This window comes from Mucilaginibacter sp., assembly GCF_965277465.1.
Classification (GTDB): Bacteria; Bacteroidota; Bacteroidia; order Sphingobacteriales; family Sphingobacteriaceae; genus Mucilaginibacter.
In genome coordinates this window covers 1,882,721-1,899,770 of sequence record NZ_CBDICW010000001.1, presented here as the reverse complement: position 1 = coordinate 1,899,770, position 17,050 = coordinate 1,882,721, and the positions used below count along the sequence as shown (strand labels likewise).

Here is a 17,050-nt window from a genome sequence, read left to right as displayed (position 1 = left end):
CTGCAAAACAACATCGTTAATTATTATCAATTTCGCTAACAAAGCATTTAACTCATTAATGCTTCGGCAATTAAAGGCTCAATTTCATTCTGTTCCATCCTTTGCTTAATTAAAAGTTTTGTTTATCATTGTGTCAATAAAACGCAATGTTCCTTATCATTTCAGCGTAAACCAGTTATACTAAGATTGATCAATTAAAGATTTTTTTGAAGTCAGCAGCATAATGTTACTGCCGGGATATAAAATCTCATTTTTTGAAAGCTGCTGAATGAAAGTATTTTTTTTACCCAGACCCTTAATCAATTTTTATTATTTTAATAATACATGAGTAAAAGCCCAACCTATCTCGAATCAAAAAATCATTATGAAATTCTCGACGGACTACGTGGCGTAGCTGCAATTATAGTGGTTACCTTCCATATTTTTGAAACCAACTCGGGCGGTAACCGTTTTGGTCAGTTTATTAATCATGGTTACCTGGCGGTCGATTTCTTTTTCCTTTTATCGGGCTTTGTAGTAGCCTACGCCTATGACGACCGATGGGGCAAAATGACACAATGGGATTTTTATAAACGCCGTCTTATCCGCCTGCAACCAATGGTTATTATGGGTTCGCTGATTGGGGCGGCACTTTTTTATTTTCAGGGTGGCGCAGCCTTCCCACTGATTGATGGCACCCCGGTTTGGAAAATGCTGCTTGTAATGCTGCTTGGCTTTACCATGATCCCGCTGCCGGTATCAATGGATATACGCGGCTGGCAGGAAATGCACCCGCTCAACGGCCCGGCATGGTCGCTGTTTTTTGAATATGTTGCCAATATTCTTTATGCGCTTATTATCCGTAAATTCTCAAAATTAGTGCTTAGCATATTTGTTGTGCTATCAGCTTTATTGCTGATAAACTATTTGGTAACCGGCCCGCAGGGGGATGTTATTGGCGGCTGGAGTATTGATAAAACCCAGCTTTATATTGGCTTTGCACGCTTGTTATATCCATTTTTTGCAGGGGTATTACTTTGCCGTTTGGGTAAACTGATCCATATTAAAAATGCTTTTGCCGTATGCAGCGTGCTGATCGTTATCGTGCTGTTTTTCCCGAGGCTTGGCGGCCCCGAGCATTTGTGGATGAACGGAATTTACGAGGCATTCAGCATTATTGTTATCTTCCCGCTTATTGTGGCTATTGGCGCAGGCGGAAGCATCACCGGAAAATTCTCAGCTAAGGTTTGTACGTTTTTGGGTAACATATCGTACCCTATTTACATTACCCACTACCCGCTAATTTATGTTTATACGGCCTGGGTAACTAAAAATAAACCTACAATGGAATATAGCCTGCGTTTTGGCCTGCTGCTGCTTATTGTCAGCATCGCTATTGGTTATGCATCGTTGAAGTTGTATGACGAGCCTGTTCGTAACTGGCTAAAAAAACGGTTCCTTATGAAAAGGGTAGCTTAACAAGCGATAAAATTTTGATCACATAATCCAAAGCACCTCCGGTTGAAAAATTGGGGGTGTTTTGTTTTTAGGATGTGGTTAAATAGATAAAATAACCATTGTTTGCAGCTGCCATAAATTAAATGAGTAAAAGCGATACGCACAATTTAGCAGTATTTCTGAATTTTAAACATGCTATATTTATAGGATGAATAAAGAAAACCTTACTCAATTTTTTCAAAACACCAACCTGGTTTCTTTATCTACAACAAAAGATATTATTGATCATTTTCAATATAAAATAATCCCAAAAAATCAGTTTCAGCTTAAAGCAGGCAGAATATGTGATGAGTACCTATTTATTGAAAAGGGATACATGCGCACCTTTGCACATGATGTGGATGGAAACGAAGTAACCACCGGCTTTTGCTCGCAGGGCCAGCTTACATTTGAGGTATCCTCTTTTTTTAACCGTACAAAATCAAAAGAAAACATCCAGGCAATGAGTGATTGCGAAGGCTGGTATATCACTTACGACCAGCTGAACAGTCTGTTCCACGGATCGGCCGAGTTCAGAGAATTTGGCCGCGCTGTACTGGTAAAGGGGTTTGCAGCACTTAAAACAAGAATGCTATCCATGATTACCGAAACAGCAGAGGAACGATACGAACTAATGTTAAAAACCAATCCCGAAATTTTTCAGAATGCGCCGTTAAAATACATTGCTTCTTACCTGGGCATTACTGATACATCCTTAAGCAGGATACGTAAAGAATTATTAAAGAAATAATGCCCTTTTCATTTCTTGCCATTTGGCAAGTGTCTGCCATATTTATACCGCTTACTTTGTTCTATCAATCAACACACAATGGAACATTTAACAATTTACATTAAAGCAGTATTTATACTAACCACAATCATTACCATATTGCTGCTGTTCAAAGCAACCAACTACTCCAAACCTGCAATTATCCTTTTATTAATATGGCTGGGCTTACAGGCAATTATTAGTTTAACCGGTTTTTATACGATAACCAAAGGATTGCCACCGCGTTTTGCATTGCTGTTAATGCCGCCAATTATATTTATAGCTGTGCTGTTTTTTACTAAAAAAGGGAAAAGTTTAATAGCCGGTATTGATGTAAAAACCTTAACGTTATTACATATTGTAAGGATACCTGTAGAACTTACCTTATACAGTTTGTACCTGCATAAAGTAATCCCCAAAATTATGACCTTTGAGGGCCGAAATTTTGATATACTCTGCGGATTAACAGCACCTGTAGTTTATTATTTTGGCTATATAAAAAATATATTAAGCAAAAAGCTATTAATGGCCTGGAATATTGTTTGTTTAATGCTGCTTGCTAATATTGTGGTTATAGCGGTGCTTTCTGCCCCATTTTCGTTTCAGCAGTTTGCGTTTAATCAGCCTGCCATTGCTTTATTTTACTTTCCTTTTATATGGTTGCCCTGCTTTATTGTTCCTGCCGCACTATTTGCGCATTTGGTTAGCATAAGGCAGTTGGTTAAAAACGACATATTTTAAAGCTAAAATTCACGATTCTTTTTTCAGCGATTAGCTCTGATCGATTGATTAAAAAGCCTCGTTTAAGTTCAGGAAGAAGCCTTTATTGCCAAACTTACCGAAAGCATAATCAAGGGCCAGGTTGGTTCGGGTTGCTTTGTTAAACAACACCCGTAAGCCGGCTCCGTAACCGGGCTGAAACACCTGGAACAATTTGGTACCCTGCTCGTCGTTACCGGTTTGCATGCTTACAAAGGTAACACCGCTTATAAATTTATTGGCCAGTATCGGGAAGCGGAACTCGGCTTCGGTATCATTAAATTGCGTGCCTTTAAAATATTGGGTGGTGTATCCCCTGCCACTTCTGAAACCGCCATCCCTGCCTGTACCAGGTAGTTCGAGGTAAGGAATATTACCGCTTAGCAGGTACGATCCCCAGTTCCAAAAGGCCAGTACGGTTTCAGGACTGGTTTCAGACAGGCTAAAATACTTCCTGAAATCGGTAGTAAATTGTACCGCATTTTTTGTGCTCCCTATCCATGTTTGGTTTACCCTGAAACCAGCATCAAAATAAAGGCCCTTGTAAGCCCTGTTAGGGTTATCGCGTGTGGTATATTGTACGTTGAAAAGAAAGCCGTCTGCCGAATAATGATCCTGCGGAAAACCATGCTGGTTATTATAAATGCTTGATGGTGTTGCATTGTTCACGGTATCCTTACTGGTAATGTTTCGCCTTATATCAAACGAGAGCCCTGCCCCCACAAAAAGGTTTTTTGCCACTTCTTTGTACACTTTTTCCCTGATGTTAAAATAATAGGAATGTAGCGCATAAACCTTATGTGCCGGGTCTGCTAATATTTTATCCAGGTTACTTCCACCTTCTATAGTATGGCCTATGCCTAATCCATAATCGGGGGTTACTGTTTTTGCAGCTACTAAGTTTCCCTGAAAGTTCCATTTGTTGCCCGGGGTAAATATGTTGTGGTTAAGGTAAAAATAAATAATGCCCTTGCTGGTAATTGATGCTGATGTAGCTGCAACTGATAGTAAGGTATTAGGATCATTGCCTAACCTTCTCCCGGCTACGGCCTTGATACCCAGCTGGGCGCCAATGGTAGGATTAGCCGCAATATTGGGTACTATGGTAATGCCCGATCCTTTGTGCAGGGTATCAGCTTTTCTTTTAGGGTGAAGAATATTGCGGGTTAAATCGCCAAAATCATATTGCTTATTAATATTATCGGCTATTCTTTTAATTCTTAAAGCTTTAGCCCTTAATGAGTCGGCTTTTAACGAATCTGCCGGGGCATTTACCTGGCTGTAGGCAAAACTATTTATGCTCAAAAACAAAAACAAGAATAGCAGTTTCAATAATGACTGCTTTTTATTGGCTGGATTAAACTGCACGGTAAAGTTATAAATGTTCAAATTCAAATAAATTATACGAGCTGTAAAGCTTAATTACCTGTTTAACCAACAGACAGGTTAAATGTTTGGTGCTGCGTAGAACAACCGTTTGAATTGATCTTACTTTAACAATCGGCAGGTATTATTAAAAAATGATGCAGTAGTTAGTTTTGCTGATGCAGAAGCAAATCATTAATTTAATACCCCAATTAAATAAAGCTCTTACAAAATAATTAAGAAGGAAAACAATGCCCGATAATGAAGTATTAACACTGGATGATAATGATGCCCTTGTTATTGCCGCCCGTAATACCGAACAAGCATTGTTTGATTTTTATGGATTAAAAGCAAAAACACATTATGTTACTCTCCCAGGTTCAGGGATCCGTATCCGGGTTAGCGAAATAGGCTCAGGCAAACCTGTACTGATAGTGCCGGGTAATACCGGCGATGTTTTTCCGCTTGCCTCTCTTTTGGCCCGGCTTAAAGGCCGCAGAATTATTGCCATTAACCGCCCGGGGGGCGGCTTAAGCGAAGGCATTGATCACCGTAAACTTAACCTGCGGGAATTTGCCGTACAAACCATTACAGCCGTACTTGATGCCTTTAAAATTGACAGCGCTCCTATTATTGCCCATTCAATTGGCGGGCACATGAGTTTATGGATGGCTATGGATAAGCCGGAACGCGTTACTGCCCTTACCCTGCTGGGAGTTCCCGGCAACCTGATCAGTACCAGGCCACCCATTGCCCTGCGCTTATTATCCTTACCCGTTTTAAATGGCTTTTTATTTAAGTTGATCACGCCTAAAAAACCCGACTATTCTTTTAAAGCACTCTCATTTATGGGGCACTCTGCAGCAACCTGCGCCGGGCAGCCAAAAGAATTGGCCGATTGCTACTACAGCTTTCAAAAGCTGCCGAATTACCGCATATCAAGCCTGAGTTTGATAGAAAAAACCAATCGTTTATTTGGGTTTATTCCCGAAATAAAAATCACCGCCACGCAACTAAAAAGCGTAAGGCAACCTACGCTATTTTTGTGGGGAACCAATGATCCGTTTGGCAGTGCTGAAACAGGCTTACAGATTTCAAAAAATATCCCCTCGGCAGCATTTCGTGCCATAGCGGGCGTCGGCCATTTACCCTGGCTGGACAGCCCGGAGGAGTGCGGAGCTTTAGCGCTCGATTTTTTATCCGACTATTAATTAAACGCTACAAGAAAATTATAAGCTGATATTTGAAATTTGCAACTATCCGATTGAAGTTTGCAAACAGTCATCAAACTCTTCTGTCCATATTTGTTAAACAATATTAAACAACCAATACATGAATTTAAGTGGAAACACCATATTAATAACAGGCGGAACATCGGGCATTGGCCTTGCTTTTGCCGAAGAGTTTATAAAAGAAGGTAATACAGTGATCATTACCGGCCGCCGGGAAGACAGGCTGAAAGCCATTAAAGATCGTTTACCGCAAATTATCACCAAAGTATCTGACCTTGCCGATGCAGCGCAAAGAATTGAACTTGCCGCCTGGATCAGCGAAAATCATCCGGATACCAATATCCTGATCAATAACGCGGGTGTACAGTACATAACCGATTTCAGGAAGGCTATCGATCTTGGCAAAGTACAGTCAGAAATTGAAACCAATTTTATTGCACCAGTTCATTTAGCGTCGCTGTTTATACCACATTTAAGCAGCAAACAAAACCCGGCCATTATAAACATTACATCGGGGCTGGCCTTTGTGCCTATAGCTTTTATGGCTATATATTGCGCCACTAAAGCTGCTATGCATTCGTTAACGCTATCGTTACGTTATCAGCTTAAAGAAACAAGCGTAAAAGTTTTTGAAATTGCACCTCCATCGGTTGATACAGAACTTGGGCACGACAGGCGCGAGGATAAAACACAAACACACGGCGGTATCCCGGTTGGCGAATTTATTGAAGGTGCTATGGCTGCCCTTAAAAATGATGAATACGAAACCGCAGTTGGACAATCTGCCGGGTTACGCGAAAAACGGGAGTCTATTTTTGATCGTTTAAACAGCATGTTTTAACAACGCGATTTAAATTATCTGCCAAAACAAAAGCCCTGATAAAAACTTCAGGGCCTTTGTTTGTTTTGGAATTGTACCGCTCTTAAACTACACCCACTCTAACTGATCAACAGCAAAGCCAATATTTTTTGCAGTATTTAAAAACTCTTCTTTGATCTCATCCGGGATAAAAGTATCCCTGGATAAGATCCATAAATAATCAAGCCCGCTGCCCGAAACTAATGCATATTTATAATCCGGATCAAGCGCCAGGATGTTATAGGCCGAATAGAAGGGACCGAAATAAGAGGCCTTCAGCATCCCCACATTTTCAGATTCTACAAACTTTATCTTTCCTGATAGTTCTTTCCAGCTATTATTTTTAACGTTATATCCTTTGGTAACCACTTTAATGGTACCATCATTATTAAGTGAATACTTTTCTGTAAGGTGTTTAATGTTTTTTTCAATCCGGTTGGGTAACCTTGCTATCTCATTCCAGGTGCCCATGTAACGGTTTTTGTTAAAGGGCTGCACGGGTACTGCACCATCCGGAATGTCATTTGTTAATGATAATAAAGTATAAGCAATAGCAGCAATACCGGCACCAGCTGCTAAGGCGATGAGCAATTTTTCTTTCTTCATACCTGATAAATATTTTTTGTGCCTTTTTGTTTGAAGAATTTAATTATCATCAAAATTAAATACTAAAACAATTATCTGGAACTTTTAGCCAAATAATAAGTAATTCCACCAACAGCAATCATTAATCCTATTAAAATTATCTTAAAAGAAAATAAATTATCTTTTTATGATTATCCTCAAAAACTAATTGTTGGTGATTTGGTTATTTAAAAAAACACAAAAAACATTAATCTACTATGAATGAAGATAATAAAATAAGCAGGCGTACAGTTGTTGCCGGACTTGGTACCGGGCTGGCTGCCGTGGCAGTTTCCCCGGTTTTTGCAGCCGAGGGCACCTCTAAATCACAACCAGCAGTACCGCAGGGCCTGCAGGATCCAACCACAAAGTATCCTAAACCTCCTTTTCCGGGCCAGTCGCAGCCCTGGCCGGGTTTAGCAAGTAAAATGGATCCCCGCCCCGATCATGGTGAAAAAAGCTACAAAGGATCGGGCCGTTTAGCAGGCCGTAAAGCGCTGATAACCGGGGGCGACTCAGGAATGGGCCGTGCAGCAGCCATTGCCTACGCACGCGAAGGTGCTGATGTTGCCATTAACTATTTCCCAACCGAAGAGCCAGATGCACGCGAAGTTATTGAACTGATTAAAGCTGAAGGCCGCAAGGCGGTAGCAATCCCAGGTGATCTGCGTGATGAAGCGTTTTGCCAACAATTGGTAGCCAAAGCCATTGACGCACTTGGTGGTTTAGATATTGTTGTAAACAATGCAGGCAGGCAGCAAAGCCACGCTTCCATTCTTGATATATCAACAGAGCAGTTTGACTGGACCATGAAAACAAATATTTATGCTCCCTTTTGGATAATTAAAGCCGCCTTACCGCATTTACAACCCGGATCGGTAATTATTGCAACAACATCTGAACAAGCTTATGATCCAACACCCGATTTGTATGACTATGCCCAAACCAAGGCGGCTACCATGAACTATGTAAAATCACTTGCCAAACAGTTAGGACCAAAAGGCATCAGGGTTAACGGTGTAGCTCCCGGCCCGATCTGGACACCCCTGCAGGTTAGCGGCGGCGCAAGCCAGGAAAAATTAAAAAACTTCGGCGGTCAAACTCCGCTTGGCAGGCCCGGTCAGCCGGCAGAACTTGGTTCAATTTACGTACAGCTTGCTGCTAATGATGCCAGCTTTGCCACAGGCCAGGTATATGGCTCGGCAGGCGGAAGCGGCCAGCCATAAATAATGATGAATTTGTTAAAGCCTCTGATTGAAAGATCAGGGGCTTTTTTGTATATGGATACTTTACCCCTAATTTGGATACAACAACAAGAGATTTGGTTATTTTTCATGCTGCCTGCTTACCCACCTTTGCAGTGTTAAAACAAAACTTATGAGTAGCATTAAAAAAAATGAATTAGGCAAGCAGGGGCTGGTTGTACCCGCAATTGGCCTGGGATGTATGGGCATGACCCAAATTGCAGGTTACGATATTTACGGCAAAGCCGATGAAACGGAAGCTATAGCAACCATTCACCGGTCGTTAGATTTAGGTGGTAATTTTTTAGATACTGCCGACCTTTACGGCCCCCTGAAAAATGAAAGGCTAATTGCCAAAGCCATAAAAGGCAACCGGGATAAATATATAATTGCCAGCAAATTTGGTTACGAGATTGATGATAACGAACAGCTTACCTGGAAAATTAACGGCAGCCGCAATTATGTAAAAAAAGCAGTTGAGCGCTCCCTTAAAAATTTAGGCACAGATCATATCGACCTTTATTACCTGCACCGCCTGGATCCTAACACAGCAATTGAAGAAACTGTTGAGGCGATGGCGCAATTAATTAAAGAAGGTAAGGTGGGTTATATTGGCCTGTCGGAAGTATCATCGGCAACAATAAAAAGGGCACATCATATTCACCCTATAACGGCGGTACAAACAGAATATTCGTTATTTGAGCGTAGTGTTGAGGAATCGGGCATATTAAACACGCTGAATAAGCTTGGTATTGGCTTCGTTGCCTATTCGCCGTTAGGCCGTGGATTTTTATCGGGCGATATTAACAGTCCGGATGATTTTGCTGATACCGATTTCAGGAAAGCGATCCCCCGTTTTCAGGGCGATGCATTTTACAAAAACATTGAACTGGTAAACGAGATTAAAAAGCTTGCTGCCGAAAAAGGTATTACCTCATCACAACTGGCAATTGCCTGGATAATTGCAAAAGGCTTTTTGCCGATACCGGGTACCAAACGTGTAAAATATGTTGAACAAAATATTGCAGCAAGCCATATTGCGTTAAGTAATGAAGAGCTTAACAGGTTAGAGGCTATTGTACCCTTAGGAACATCAACAGGGGCGCGTTATGACGAGGCCAATATGCAGGCAATAGATCAATAAGTATTTATTGTTACCGGCAAAAGCTATATTTACCTTATAGTTTTTGCCGGTGATATATCTATTATATAAATGAAAAAAGAAGCTAATCATCCTTACATAATCAATTCAATTTCTGAATTGCACCGCTTGCTGGCACTCCCTAAACCGGAGCACCCACTGATAAGTGTTATAGACCTGGGTACAATAAAACACAACACCGATCAAAATATGAAAAGTGTGGTTTATAACTTTTATTCGGTATGTATAAAAAAGGGATTTGAAGGCAAGTTAAAATACGGGCAAAACTATTATGATTTTGACGAAGGCCTGATGACCTTTTTCTCTCCGGGACAAGTGATCTCAACAGATATTGTTGATGGCATGCAACTTAATGGCTGGTGGCTGGTGGTGCATCCCGATCTGATCAGGAATTATCCACTGGCAAAAACCATAAAAGATTATGGCTATTTCTCGTATGCCGTAAACGAGGCGCTGCACCTGTCTGAAAAAGAAGAAATGATGGTAACCGCAATTGTACAAAACATAAACCAGGAATACCGGTCGGTTATTGATACCTATAGTCAGGATGTTATGGTATCACAATTTGAGCTACTGCTAAACTATTGCAACAGGTTTTATAACAGGCAGTTCATCACCCGAAAAAGTGCAGGCAATGATCTGTTATTTAAATTAGAGACTATACTGGCCGACTATTTTAACAGCGATAAGGTGCAGCAAATGGGCCTGCCTACCGTTCAATACCTATCGGGCGAGTTAAATATATCACCCAATTATTTAAGCGATATGCTGCGCTCGCTAACAGGGCAAAGCACCCAGCAGCATATCCACGATAAGCTGATTGAAAAGGCTAAAGACCTGATCACTACAACATCCTTATCTGTAAGCGAAATAGCCTACCAGCTGGGCTTTGAGTATCCGCAATCGTTCAGTAAGTTATTCAAAAATAAAACCAGCGTATCCCCGCTCGGGTACAGGCATAATTTTAATTAATAGCGGGCTAACAGGGTGGTTAATTAAAAATCTTTTTTAACACTTATCTCCTTCATTTTTGTTATCACATTTGCGTGTGCATAAGCGGCTCAAAACTGTTATTGCTATCACTTATTTATTATCTTTGCAAACAGCATAACATACTTATGGAGTATACCCAACTGGTTAAGGGCCTTAACATAAATTATAAAGAAACCGGACAAGGTACCCCCCTTGTTTTTTTGCATGGCTGGGGCTCAAGCTTACAGGTGTTTGAAAAAATACAGCAATATTTTGAAACTGATTTCCATGTTTTTGCTATAGACCTGCCCGGTTTTGGAAAAAGCGACGAGCCTGATGGAGTTTGGGGCGTTTATGAATACACTGCATTTATTGAAGAGTTTTTTAAGCTGAAAGGCATCAGTAACCCAATACTATCCGGGCACTCTTATGGTGGCCGAATTGCGCTACTATATGCCTCCCGTAATCCTGTTTTAAAGCTGGTATTGTTAGATAGCGCAGGCATCAAACCCACACGATCATTAGAGTATTACCTTAAAGTGTACTCCTACAAATTAGTACGTAAAACCTTACCTGTGTTTGTTGGCAACACACAGGCTAATACCATATTAGATAAATATCGCAAAAAAGCAGGATCGAGCGATTACAGCAGTGCTACACCCATGATGCGCCAGGTTTTGGTAAAATCAGTAAACGAAGACCTGAAAAACATTATGCCGCTGATAAAGGCACCTACCCTATTGATCTGGGGCGAAAACGATACAGCTACACCCGTAAGCGACGGACAGACGATGGAAAAACTAATCCCTAACGCCGGCCTTGTTGTGTTAAAAAATGCCGGGCACTTTAGCTTTATTGAAAAACTGAACGAGTTTTTAATAATATTGAATAACTTTATTCAAGCCGATAAGAAAAACAATTGATGGAGACTATACTTTTTGGGGTTGCGTTAGTAACGCTGCTGGTTTATGCTTTTGCAAAATTAAGGTTCGAGCTGCACATGATGCAGCTAAACTCCTACCGTAATGACCGCTATGGCAAATGGCTTAAAACCAACCTGATAATTACTAACCGCGTATTGGAAGTTATTGTACTGGTAATTACCGGGATATTATTATTTACAGCAAGTGTTACGGTTATCAGCATAGCAATTACCCTTCTTTATGCATTTCTGGCATATTTACTTTTCATCAAAAAACAAAAAAAGCCTGTTGTATTTACACAAAGGGCTCAGCGTTTATTCGGGCTCACCTTTTTGCTTTCCGTAATAGCAGCTTCGGCTTTCTTTTTTATAACAGGTAAAATGTTTACCACCCTTTGGGTATTTGGCTTTGTTTTATTGTTGAGCTTTGCTTTTATAGCAATAGCTACCATACTGGTGGCACCGGTTGAAGCAAGCATCAATAAATGGTATTATAACGATGCCAAAAAGATATTGGCCGACAGGCCCGATCTGATCATCATAGGTATTACAGGCAGCTATGGTAAAACCAGTACCAAGCATTTCCTGTTCCGCATGCTATCCGAAAAATACAACGTTTTAATGACGCCCGGCAGTTACAATACCACTATGGGGGTTATTAAAACCATAAGGGAGCAATTACAAGCCACACACCAGGTTTTTATTGTTGAAATGGGCGCCAAGCAAACTGGCGATATTAAGGATATTTGCGACCTTGTACATCCGCAAATAGGAATATTGACTGCTGTTGGTGAGCAGCACCTGGAGAGTTTTAAAACTATCCTGAACGTGCAAAAAACCAAGTTCGAGCTGATAGATGCCCTGCCATCAGGCGGCCTTGCAGTGCTTAATGCAGATTATGAGTATGTTGCCAACAGGCCCGTTAGCGACAGACAAACGGCATATTACTCGTCTGAAGATTCGAATGTTGATTACCATATCAAAGATATTTCCTACTCGGCAAAAGGCTCGGCATTTTCTGCCTTTTTTAAGAATGAAAGACTGGGCGAACTGCAAACTAAGTTAGTGGGCAGTTATAATTTATCTAACATATTGGCAGGTTATATAGTTGCCAAACATTTAGATGTACCTGAAAGTAGTATTGCTTTTGCGGTGAAAAAACTGGAACCCGTTCAGCACCGCCTGGAGGTTAAAGTACATGGCAACGGCGTTACCGTTATTGACGATGCCTTTAACTCGAACCCGGTAGGTTCAAAAATGGCTTTGGAGGTTTTGAAAGCCATTGATGGCACCCGAAAAATAATTATCACCCCGGGGATGATAGAATTAGGCGATAAACAGGAATACTACAACATATTATTGGGTGAGCAGATTGCTGACACCTGTGATTATGCGGTACTTGTTGGTAAAAACATAACTTTACCCATCTTTAAGGGTTTAAAAAACAAAAACTATCCGGATACACAAATATATGTGGCCCAAAACTTTAAGGATGCTGTTAACCATTTAAACGGCATGACCAAAGCAGGCGATGTATTGCTATACGAAAACGATTTACCGGATACTTACGAATAAGATCAAATTTTAAAAGAAATAATGAAAATAAAAGTTGGAGTTATATTTGGCGGAAGGTCTGTTGAGCACGAAATTTCTGTAATTTCTGCATTGCAGGCCATCAGCGCTTTTGATAAGAATAGTTACGAAATTACCCCTATCTACATTACAAAAAATGGCAAATGGTATACCGGTGCCGAATTGCTTAATGTAGATAACTATAAAAATATTGAAACGCTTTTAGACAAAAGCACCGAAATCTACCTATCGCCTACTTATGGCGATTTTACCATTAATTCGGTACAATCATCCATCTTCAAAAATAAAGAGATCGGTAAAATTGATGTTGCTTTCCCTATCATTCACGGCTCAAACGGCGAAGACGGTTCTTTACAGGGCTTACTTGAGCTAAAGGGTATTCCTTATGTGGGCTGCGATGTTTTATCATCAGCCGTAGGCATGGATAAAATAATGATGAAGATGGTTTTGAAGGAAAGCAAACTGCCCGTGGTTGACTATACCTGGTTTACCGACAGAAGCTGGCACACCGATCAAAAAAACATTCTTGCCACTATCAACAAAATTGGTTTCCCGGTTATTGTTAAGCCATCAAATTTAGGTTCAAGCGTAGGCGTGTCAAAAGCAGCCAATGAAGCTGATCTGATTGACGCGGTTGAACTTGCCGGTCGTTTTTCAAACCGCATATTGGTTGAGCACATGGTGGTTAACCTTAAAGAGATCAACTGCTCCGTATTGGGCGATGCAGCTATACAAAATGCGTCTGTTTGTGAGGAGCCATTGGGCGGCGGCGATATTTTAAGCTACAAAGATAAATACATTACCAAGGGTGGTTCATCAAAAGGAATGAGCACGCTTAAGCGCCAGATCCCAGCCAATATATCTGCTGAACTATCTGAAAAAATTCAGGACCTGGCTAAAGAAACATTCAGGGTATTATCATGCTCAGGGGTATCACGTATCGACTTTTTGGTTGATAAGGATAACGACAGCGTTTATGTGAACGAGATCAATACCATACCCGGTTCACTATCTTTTTACCTTTGGGAAGCAACGGGCAAAAACTTTGGTCAGCTTTTAAAAGAAATGATTGACATTGCCTTAAAACGCCAGCGCGAAAGAGAGAATTTAGTAATGAGCTATGGCGAAAACATATTCAGCATGGGTGCAGGCTTATCAAAGTCGGGCAAATCATAAAACCTACAGCTATGGCCGCAAAATATGTATTTATCAATAACCAGCTGTTTTTAGAGCAGGATGCCAAGATTGGTTTTTCTGATCTGGCTATACAGCGTGGCTATGGTATATTTGATTACTTAAAAGTAATTGATAACCGCCCCATATTTATTGAGGATCATTTAAACAGGTTCTTCAACTCGGCTAAAGATATGTACCTGGAGGTAATGCTTACCCGCGAGCAGCTAAAAACAGCCGTGAGGGAATTGGTGCATATTAATAAAACCCCAACCTGCGGCATTAAGTTATTACTTACAGGCGGATATTCGGAAGATGGTTATGCGATGGGGACACCCAACCTGATCATATCACAATACCCGCTTAATATGGAGGAAGAAAATGAATTTGAAATGGGCCTGAAACTGGTAACCTATAACCACCAGCGGCAACTCCCTTACATCAAAACCATTGATTACCTGCAAGCTGTAAGGTTGCGCAATTTTATGCAGGAAAACAATGCCGATGATGTGCTATACCACAATAACGGTGCAGTGACCGAATGCCCAAGGGCAAACTTTTTTATGGTTACCGGTAATGAGGTGATCACCCAAAAAGAAAACATTTTAAAAGGCATTACCCGCAGCAAGATCCTTGATTTTAAAATAGAAGGCTATACAGTTATTGAAAAGGATTTCAGCATTGCCGATCTGACCGGTATTAAAGAAGCATTTATAAGCAGTACAACCAAATACGCTTACCCCGTTTCGATTATTGACGGTAAAATGATAGGCGACGGGAAAATTGGCCCCGTTACCAAACAAATAAGGGAGCAATTATTTAAGCTGACATACGCATAGCTTTATTTAGCATAATTACCAGGCGTTACTATAGAACGCAATAAATTAATTTTATTTCTTCTGTCTCTGTTTTTTAGTATAGTGTGGTACAAACTCTTGTGTATAACAAGCCTTTTCTGTTTTAAAAATACCTTTCTCAAATGCTTCTTTATGTAATTCTGGTAGTTGCTTAAATCTTTTCATTCGAAGATTATCTACTTTCCTAAGCGCTATAAAATCATAAGTACCTCTTAACATCATTACAACCTCAATTTCATCACATTCATCTACAAGATATATTGCGGCTGGATCTAATCCAACAGATCCAAATAATATTTTTTTCGTTGAAACAGGTATCTCTATTTGGAAAAAACCGTTTGTATCTGTTTTGCCAACTTCAATTTTGTCATTAATCACAATTGACACCGATGGCAAAGTTTCCAAATTATCATCAATTATCCTTCCTTTAATAGTTTTATTCTGAGCATAGAGACTACTTGTCAAAATACTTAGAATTAAGAAAACAATCAATAATTTCTGCATTTTATTGTTTTTTTTCACCCGTTTATATTCATGAGTATAATCGTATTCTGTTGGTTTTTTTCCTGGCTTGGAATTCTATAAAGAATAATAAAACTTGTGTAAGGTGTTTTTGCGTTAATTTATTCTGTAAATACTTTTTGTTGTAAAGATAATTATTTAAGAAACTTCGAACCCGTGCAACAGTAAAACCAAATGGGACAGGTCGTAGTTAGAAAAGAGCGTGCCACACAATTACGTTCCGTAGGAACGCCTGGTATTTGCACTTGCTTTCGCCACGCTGTATTATTTATTATACTATTTAATTTTATTATATTTGATTATCGAATTTTTAAATATGGGCGTTTTAGGACCTTATATATTAACCCCTCTGTTTTTAGGATGGCTACTTTACAGAGCCTTTATTGCTAAGGACATTAAAAAATACAAGAACGAAGTTTTCGGCGGTTTCTTTTTCATTGGTGTTTGGGCCGTGCTTTACTTTATCATTTTATAATATCATGAAACCGATAATCCCTGTTAAATACCTTTTAGCATTAGGCTTGTTGCTATTATCCGCAAGCTTTATTCTTAAACATTATTTTGCCCTCCCCGATTTTGCCGACGGCTTTTTAAAAGGCACTGGCATCGGAATTATAATGCTTGTGCTGATCAGGCAATGGTATCTTAAACGATCAGAAAGCTAAATTACACCCACCTGCTTCCACTGGCTCAATATTTGTCTGTTCCTTACTAAAGCATTATTATGCCCGAGGGACCGATCATCGTTATTTTAAAAGAAGCTGTACAGCAATTTAAAGGGCAAAAGGTAATTGCAGCCAGTTGTAACAACAATGCACTGGATGCCAGCAAGCTTACCGGCTTACCCATTATTGATTTTAAAAGCTGGGGGAAACATTTTTTGATCTGTTTTCCAGACTTTACCGTACAGATTCAACTGATGATGTTTGGCTCCTACAAAATCAACTCACACAGCAATAAGCCGCCCCGTCTGCACCTGCAATTCCAAAATGGCGAGCTTAACTTTTACGCCTGCGTACTGCATCTTATTAATGAACCGCTTGATAAGGTTTATGATTGGTCGGCTGATGTGATGAGCCCTAAATGGGATGCCAAAAAGGCGATCAAAAAAATAAAAGAGCAGCCTGAATTATTAGCATGTGATGCATTGATGGATCAGCATATATTTTCGGGTGTTGGTAATATCATTAAAAATGAGGTACTTTTCCGTACGCGTGTCCATCCCTTAAGCTATATAAATGAACTTCAACCCAAAAAACTAAAAGAATTGCTAAACGAAGCTGTTAATTATAGTTTTGATTTTTTAGAATGGAAAAAGGCCAATACACTAAAAAAACACTGGCTGGCTTATGAGCAAAAAATATGTTCAAGAGATGATGTAGCTTTTCACAAAACCGATACGGGCAAAAGCCACAGAAGCAGTTTTTATTGTAATGTTTGCCAAAAACTATACAAGCGTGAGGAACAGATTGGTAAATAACCATTGCCTATTAAAATGGCTGCAATAAATAATTTCTGTAG

The 17,050-nt window shown here is 40.0% G+C and carries 17 protein-coding genes; 14 read left to right on the top strand and 3 right to left on the bottom strand.

Features of this window, described 5'->3' with window-relative positions:
* Positions 1 to 324: 324 nt before the first annotated feature.
* From ACQY4U_RS08640 to ACQY4U_RS08630, 3 genes are all read left to right on the top strand, one after another.
* Positions 325 to 1,458 (top strand): acyltransferase family protein, encoded by a 1,134-nt coding sequence (locus tag ACQY4U_RS08640; RefSeq protein ID WP_428328991.1) that lies wholly within the window; start codon positions 325 to 327, stop codon positions 1,456 to 1,458.
* Between the two features lie 187 nt (positions 1,459 to 1,645).
* Positions 1,646 to 2,227 carry a Crp/Fnr family transcriptional regulator gene (locus ACQY4U_RS08635; protein WP_428328990.1) on the top strand — a complete coding sequence of 194 codons (582 nt, stop codon included), beginning with the start codon at positions 1,646 to 1,648 and terminating at the stop codon, positions 2,225 to 2,227.
* A gap of 78 nt (positions 2,228 to 2,305) precedes the next feature.
* Complete coding sequence (locus ACQY4U_RS08630) at positions 2,306 to 2,986, top strand: hypothetical protein (RefSeq protein WP_428328989.1); 681 nt, start codon at positions 2,306 to 2,308, stop codon at positions 2,984 to 2,986.
* A gap of 48 nt (positions 2,987 to 3,034) precedes the next feature.
* Here the strand turns inward: ACQY4U_RS08630 and ACQY4U_RS08625 are convergent, their stop codons facing one another.
* Positions 3,035 to 4,399, bottom strand: a complete 1,365-nt coding sequence (locus ACQY4U_RS08625) for a BamA/TamA family outer membrane protein (protein ID WP_428328988.1) — start codon at positions 4,397 to 4,399, stop codon at positions 3,035 to 3,037.
* Between the two features lie 221 nt (positions 4,400 to 4,620).
* On the opposite strand from ACQY4U_RS08625, the gene ACQY4U_RS08620 reads away from it, so the two are divergent.
* The gene (locus ACQY4U_RS08620) at positions 4,621 to 5,580 is read left to right on the top strand and encodes an alpha/beta fold hydrolase (RefSeq protein ID WP_428328987.1); all 960 of its coding nucleotides are present in this window, start codon (positions 4,621 to 4,623) and stop codon (positions 5,578 to 5,580) included.
* Positions 5,581 to 5,701: 121 nt separating this feature from the next.
* Entirely contained in the window at positions 5,702 to 6,442 is a 741-nt protein-coding gene (locus ACQY4U_RS08615; RefSeq protein WP_428328986.1) for an SDR family oxidoreductase, read from the top strand.
* Between the two features lie 87 nt (positions 6,443 to 6,529).
* Here the strand turns inward: ACQY4U_RS08615 and ACQY4U_RS08610 are convergent, their stop codons facing one another.
* Positions 6,530 to 7,066, bottom strand: coding sequence for a lipocalin family protein (locus ACQY4U_RS08610; RefSeq protein WP_428328985.1), 537 nt, complete (start codon positions 7,064 to 7,066; stop codon positions 6,530 to 6,532).
* A 236-nt stretch (positions 7,067 to 7,302) separates the two neighbouring features.
* On the opposite strand from ACQY4U_RS08610, the gene ACQY4U_RS08605 reads away from it, so the two are divergent.
* From ACQY4U_RS08605 to ACQY4U_RS08575, 7 genes are all read left to right on the top strand, one after another.
* Entirely contained in the window at positions 7,303 to 8,310 is a 1,008-nt protein-coding gene (locus ACQY4U_RS08605; RefSeq protein WP_428328984.1) for an SDR family oxidoreductase, read from the top strand.
* A gap of 151 nt (positions 8,311 to 8,461) precedes the next feature.
* Positions 8,462 to 9,472: an aldo/keto reductase gene (locus tag ACQY4U_RS08600; RefSeq protein WP_428328983.1), complete on the top strand. Its 1,011-nt coding sequence runs from the start codon at positions 8,462 to 8,464 to the stop codon at positions 9,470 to 9,472.
* A 69-nt stretch (positions 9,473 to 9,541) separates the two neighbouring features.
* Complete coding sequence (locus ACQY4U_RS08595) at positions 9,542 to 10,462, top strand: helix-turn-helix domain-containing protein (protein WP_428328982.1); 921 nt, start codon at positions 9,542 to 9,544, stop codon at positions 10,460 to 10,462.
* A gap of 146 nt (positions 10,463 to 10,608) precedes the next feature.
* Positions 10,609 to 11,385, top strand: coding sequence for an alpha/beta fold hydrolase (locus ACQY4U_RS08590; RefSeq protein ID WP_428328981.1), 777 nt, complete (start codon positions 10,609 to 10,611; stop codon positions 11,383 to 11,385).
* Positions 11,385 to 12,959: a Mur ligase family protein gene (locus ACQY4U_RS08585; protein ID WP_428328980.1), complete on the top strand. Its 1,575-nt coding sequence runs from the start codon at positions 11,385 to 11,387 to the stop codon at positions 12,957 to 12,959. Before ACQY4U_RS08590 ends, ACQY4U_RS08585 begins: the two co-directional genes overlap by 1 nt.
* A gap of 21 nt (positions 12,960 to 12,980) precedes the next feature.
* Positions 12,981 to 14,153: a D-alanine--D-alanine ligase family protein gene (locus tag ACQY4U_RS08580; RefSeq protein WP_428328979.1), complete on the top strand. Its 1,173-nt coding sequence runs from the start codon at positions 12,981 to 12,983 to the stop codon at positions 14,151 to 14,153.
* Positions 14,154 to 14,164: 11 nt separating this feature from the next.
* Positions 14,165 to 14,989 (top strand): aminotransferase class IV, encoded by an 825-nt coding sequence (locus ACQY4U_RS08575; protein WP_428328978.1) that lies wholly within the window; start codon positions 14,165 to 14,167, stop codon positions 14,987 to 14,989.
* 51 nt (positions 14,990 to 15,040) lie between these two features.
* On the opposite strand, the gene ACQY4U_RS08570 is transcribed toward ACQY4U_RS08575, so the two are convergent.
* On the bottom strand, positions 15,041 to 15,511 hold the full coding sequence (locus ACQY4U_RS08570) for a hypothetical protein (protein WP_428328977.1): 471 nt from the start codon (positions 15,509 to 15,511) through the stop codon (positions 15,041 to 15,043).
* A 497-nt stretch (positions 15,512 to 16,008) separates the two neighbouring features.
* On the opposite strand from ACQY4U_RS08570, the gene ACQY4U_RS08565 reads away from it, so the two are divergent.
* Together ACQY4U_RS08565 and ACQY4U_RS08560 are read left to right on the top strand one after the other, a co-directional pair.
* On the top strand, positions 16,009 to 16,194 hold the full coding sequence (locus tag ACQY4U_RS08565; protein WP_428328976.1) for a hypothetical protein: 186 nt from the start codon (positions 16,009 to 16,011) through the stop codon (positions 16,192 to 16,194).
* 59 nt (positions 16,195 to 16,253) lie between these two features.
* Positions 16,254 to 17,009: a DNA-formamidopyrimidine glycosylase family protein gene (locus ACQY4U_RS08560; RefSeq protein ID WP_428328975.1), complete on the top strand. Its 756-nt coding sequence runs from the start codon at positions 16,254 to 16,256 to the stop codon at positions 17,007 to 17,009.
* Positions 17,010 to 17,050 lie beyond the last annotated feature (41 nt).

Excerpts from the sequence above, each read along its gene's own strand:
- ACQY4U_RS08640 (WP_428328991.1), top strand. The coding sequence starts at position 325 with ATGAGTAAAAGCCCAACCTATCTCGAATCAAAAAATCATTATGAAATT.
- ACQY4U_RS08635 (WP_428328990.1), top strand. The coding sequence starts at position 1,646 with ATGAATAAAGAAAACCTTACTCAATTTTTTCAAAACACCAACCTGGTT.
- ACQY4U_RS08630 (WP_428328989.1), top strand. The coding sequence starts at position 2,306 with ATGGAACATTTAACAATTTACATTAAAGCAGTATTTATACTAACCACA.
- ACQY4U_RS08620 (WP_428328987.1), top strand. The coding sequence starts at position 4,621 with ATGCCCGATAATGAAGTATTAACACTGGATGATAATGATGCCCTTGTT.
- ACQY4U_RS08615 (WP_428328986.1), top strand. The coding sequence starts at position 5,702 with ATGAATTTAAGTGGAAACACCATATTAATAACAGGCGGAACATCGGGC.
- ACQY4U_RS08610 (WP_428328985.1), bottom strand. The coding sequence starts at position 7,066 with ATGAAGAAAGAAAAATTGCTCATCGCCTTAGCAGCTGGTGCCGGTATT.
- ACQY4U_RS08605 (WP_428328984.1), top strand. The coding sequence starts at position 7,303 with ATGAATGAAGATAATAAAATAAGCAGGCGTACAGTTGTTGCCGGACTT.
- ACQY4U_RS08600 (WP_428328983.1), top strand. The coding sequence starts at position 8,462 with ATGAGTAGCATTAAAAAAAATGAATTAGGCAAGCAGGGGCTGGTTGTA.
- ACQY4U_RS08595 (WP_428328982.1), top strand. The coding sequence starts at position 9,542 with ATGAAAAAAGAAGCTAATCATCCTTACATAATCAATTCAATTTCTGAA.
- ACQY4U_RS08590 (WP_428328981.1), top strand. The coding sequence starts at position 10,609 with ATGGAGTATACCCAACTGGTTAAGGGCCTTAACATAAATTATAAAGAA.
- ACQY4U_RS08585 (WP_428328980.1), top strand. The coding sequence starts at position 11,385 with ATGGAGACTATACTTTTTGGGGTTGCGTTAGTAACGCTGCTGGTTTAT.
- ACQY4U_RS08580 (WP_428328979.1), top strand. The coding sequence starts at position 12,981 with ATGAAAATAAAAGTTGGAGTTATATTTGGCGGAAGGTCTGTTGAGCAC.
- ACQY4U_RS08575 (WP_428328978.1), top strand. The coding sequence starts at position 14,165 with ATGGCCGCAAAATATGTATTTATCAATAACCAGCTGTTTTTAGAGCAG.
- ACQY4U_RS08570 (WP_428328977.1), bottom strand. The coding sequence starts at position 15,511 with ATGCAGAAATTATTGATTGTTTTCTTAATTCTAAGTATTTTGACAAGT.
- ACQY4U_RS08565 (WP_428328976.1), top strand. The coding sequence starts at position 16,009 with ATGAAACCGATAATCCCTGTTAAATACCTTTTAGCATTAGGCTTGTTG.
- ACQY4U_RS08560 (WP_428328975.1), top strand. The coding sequence starts at position 16,254 with ATGCCCGAGGGACCGATCATCGTTATTTTAAAAGAAGCTGTACAGCAA.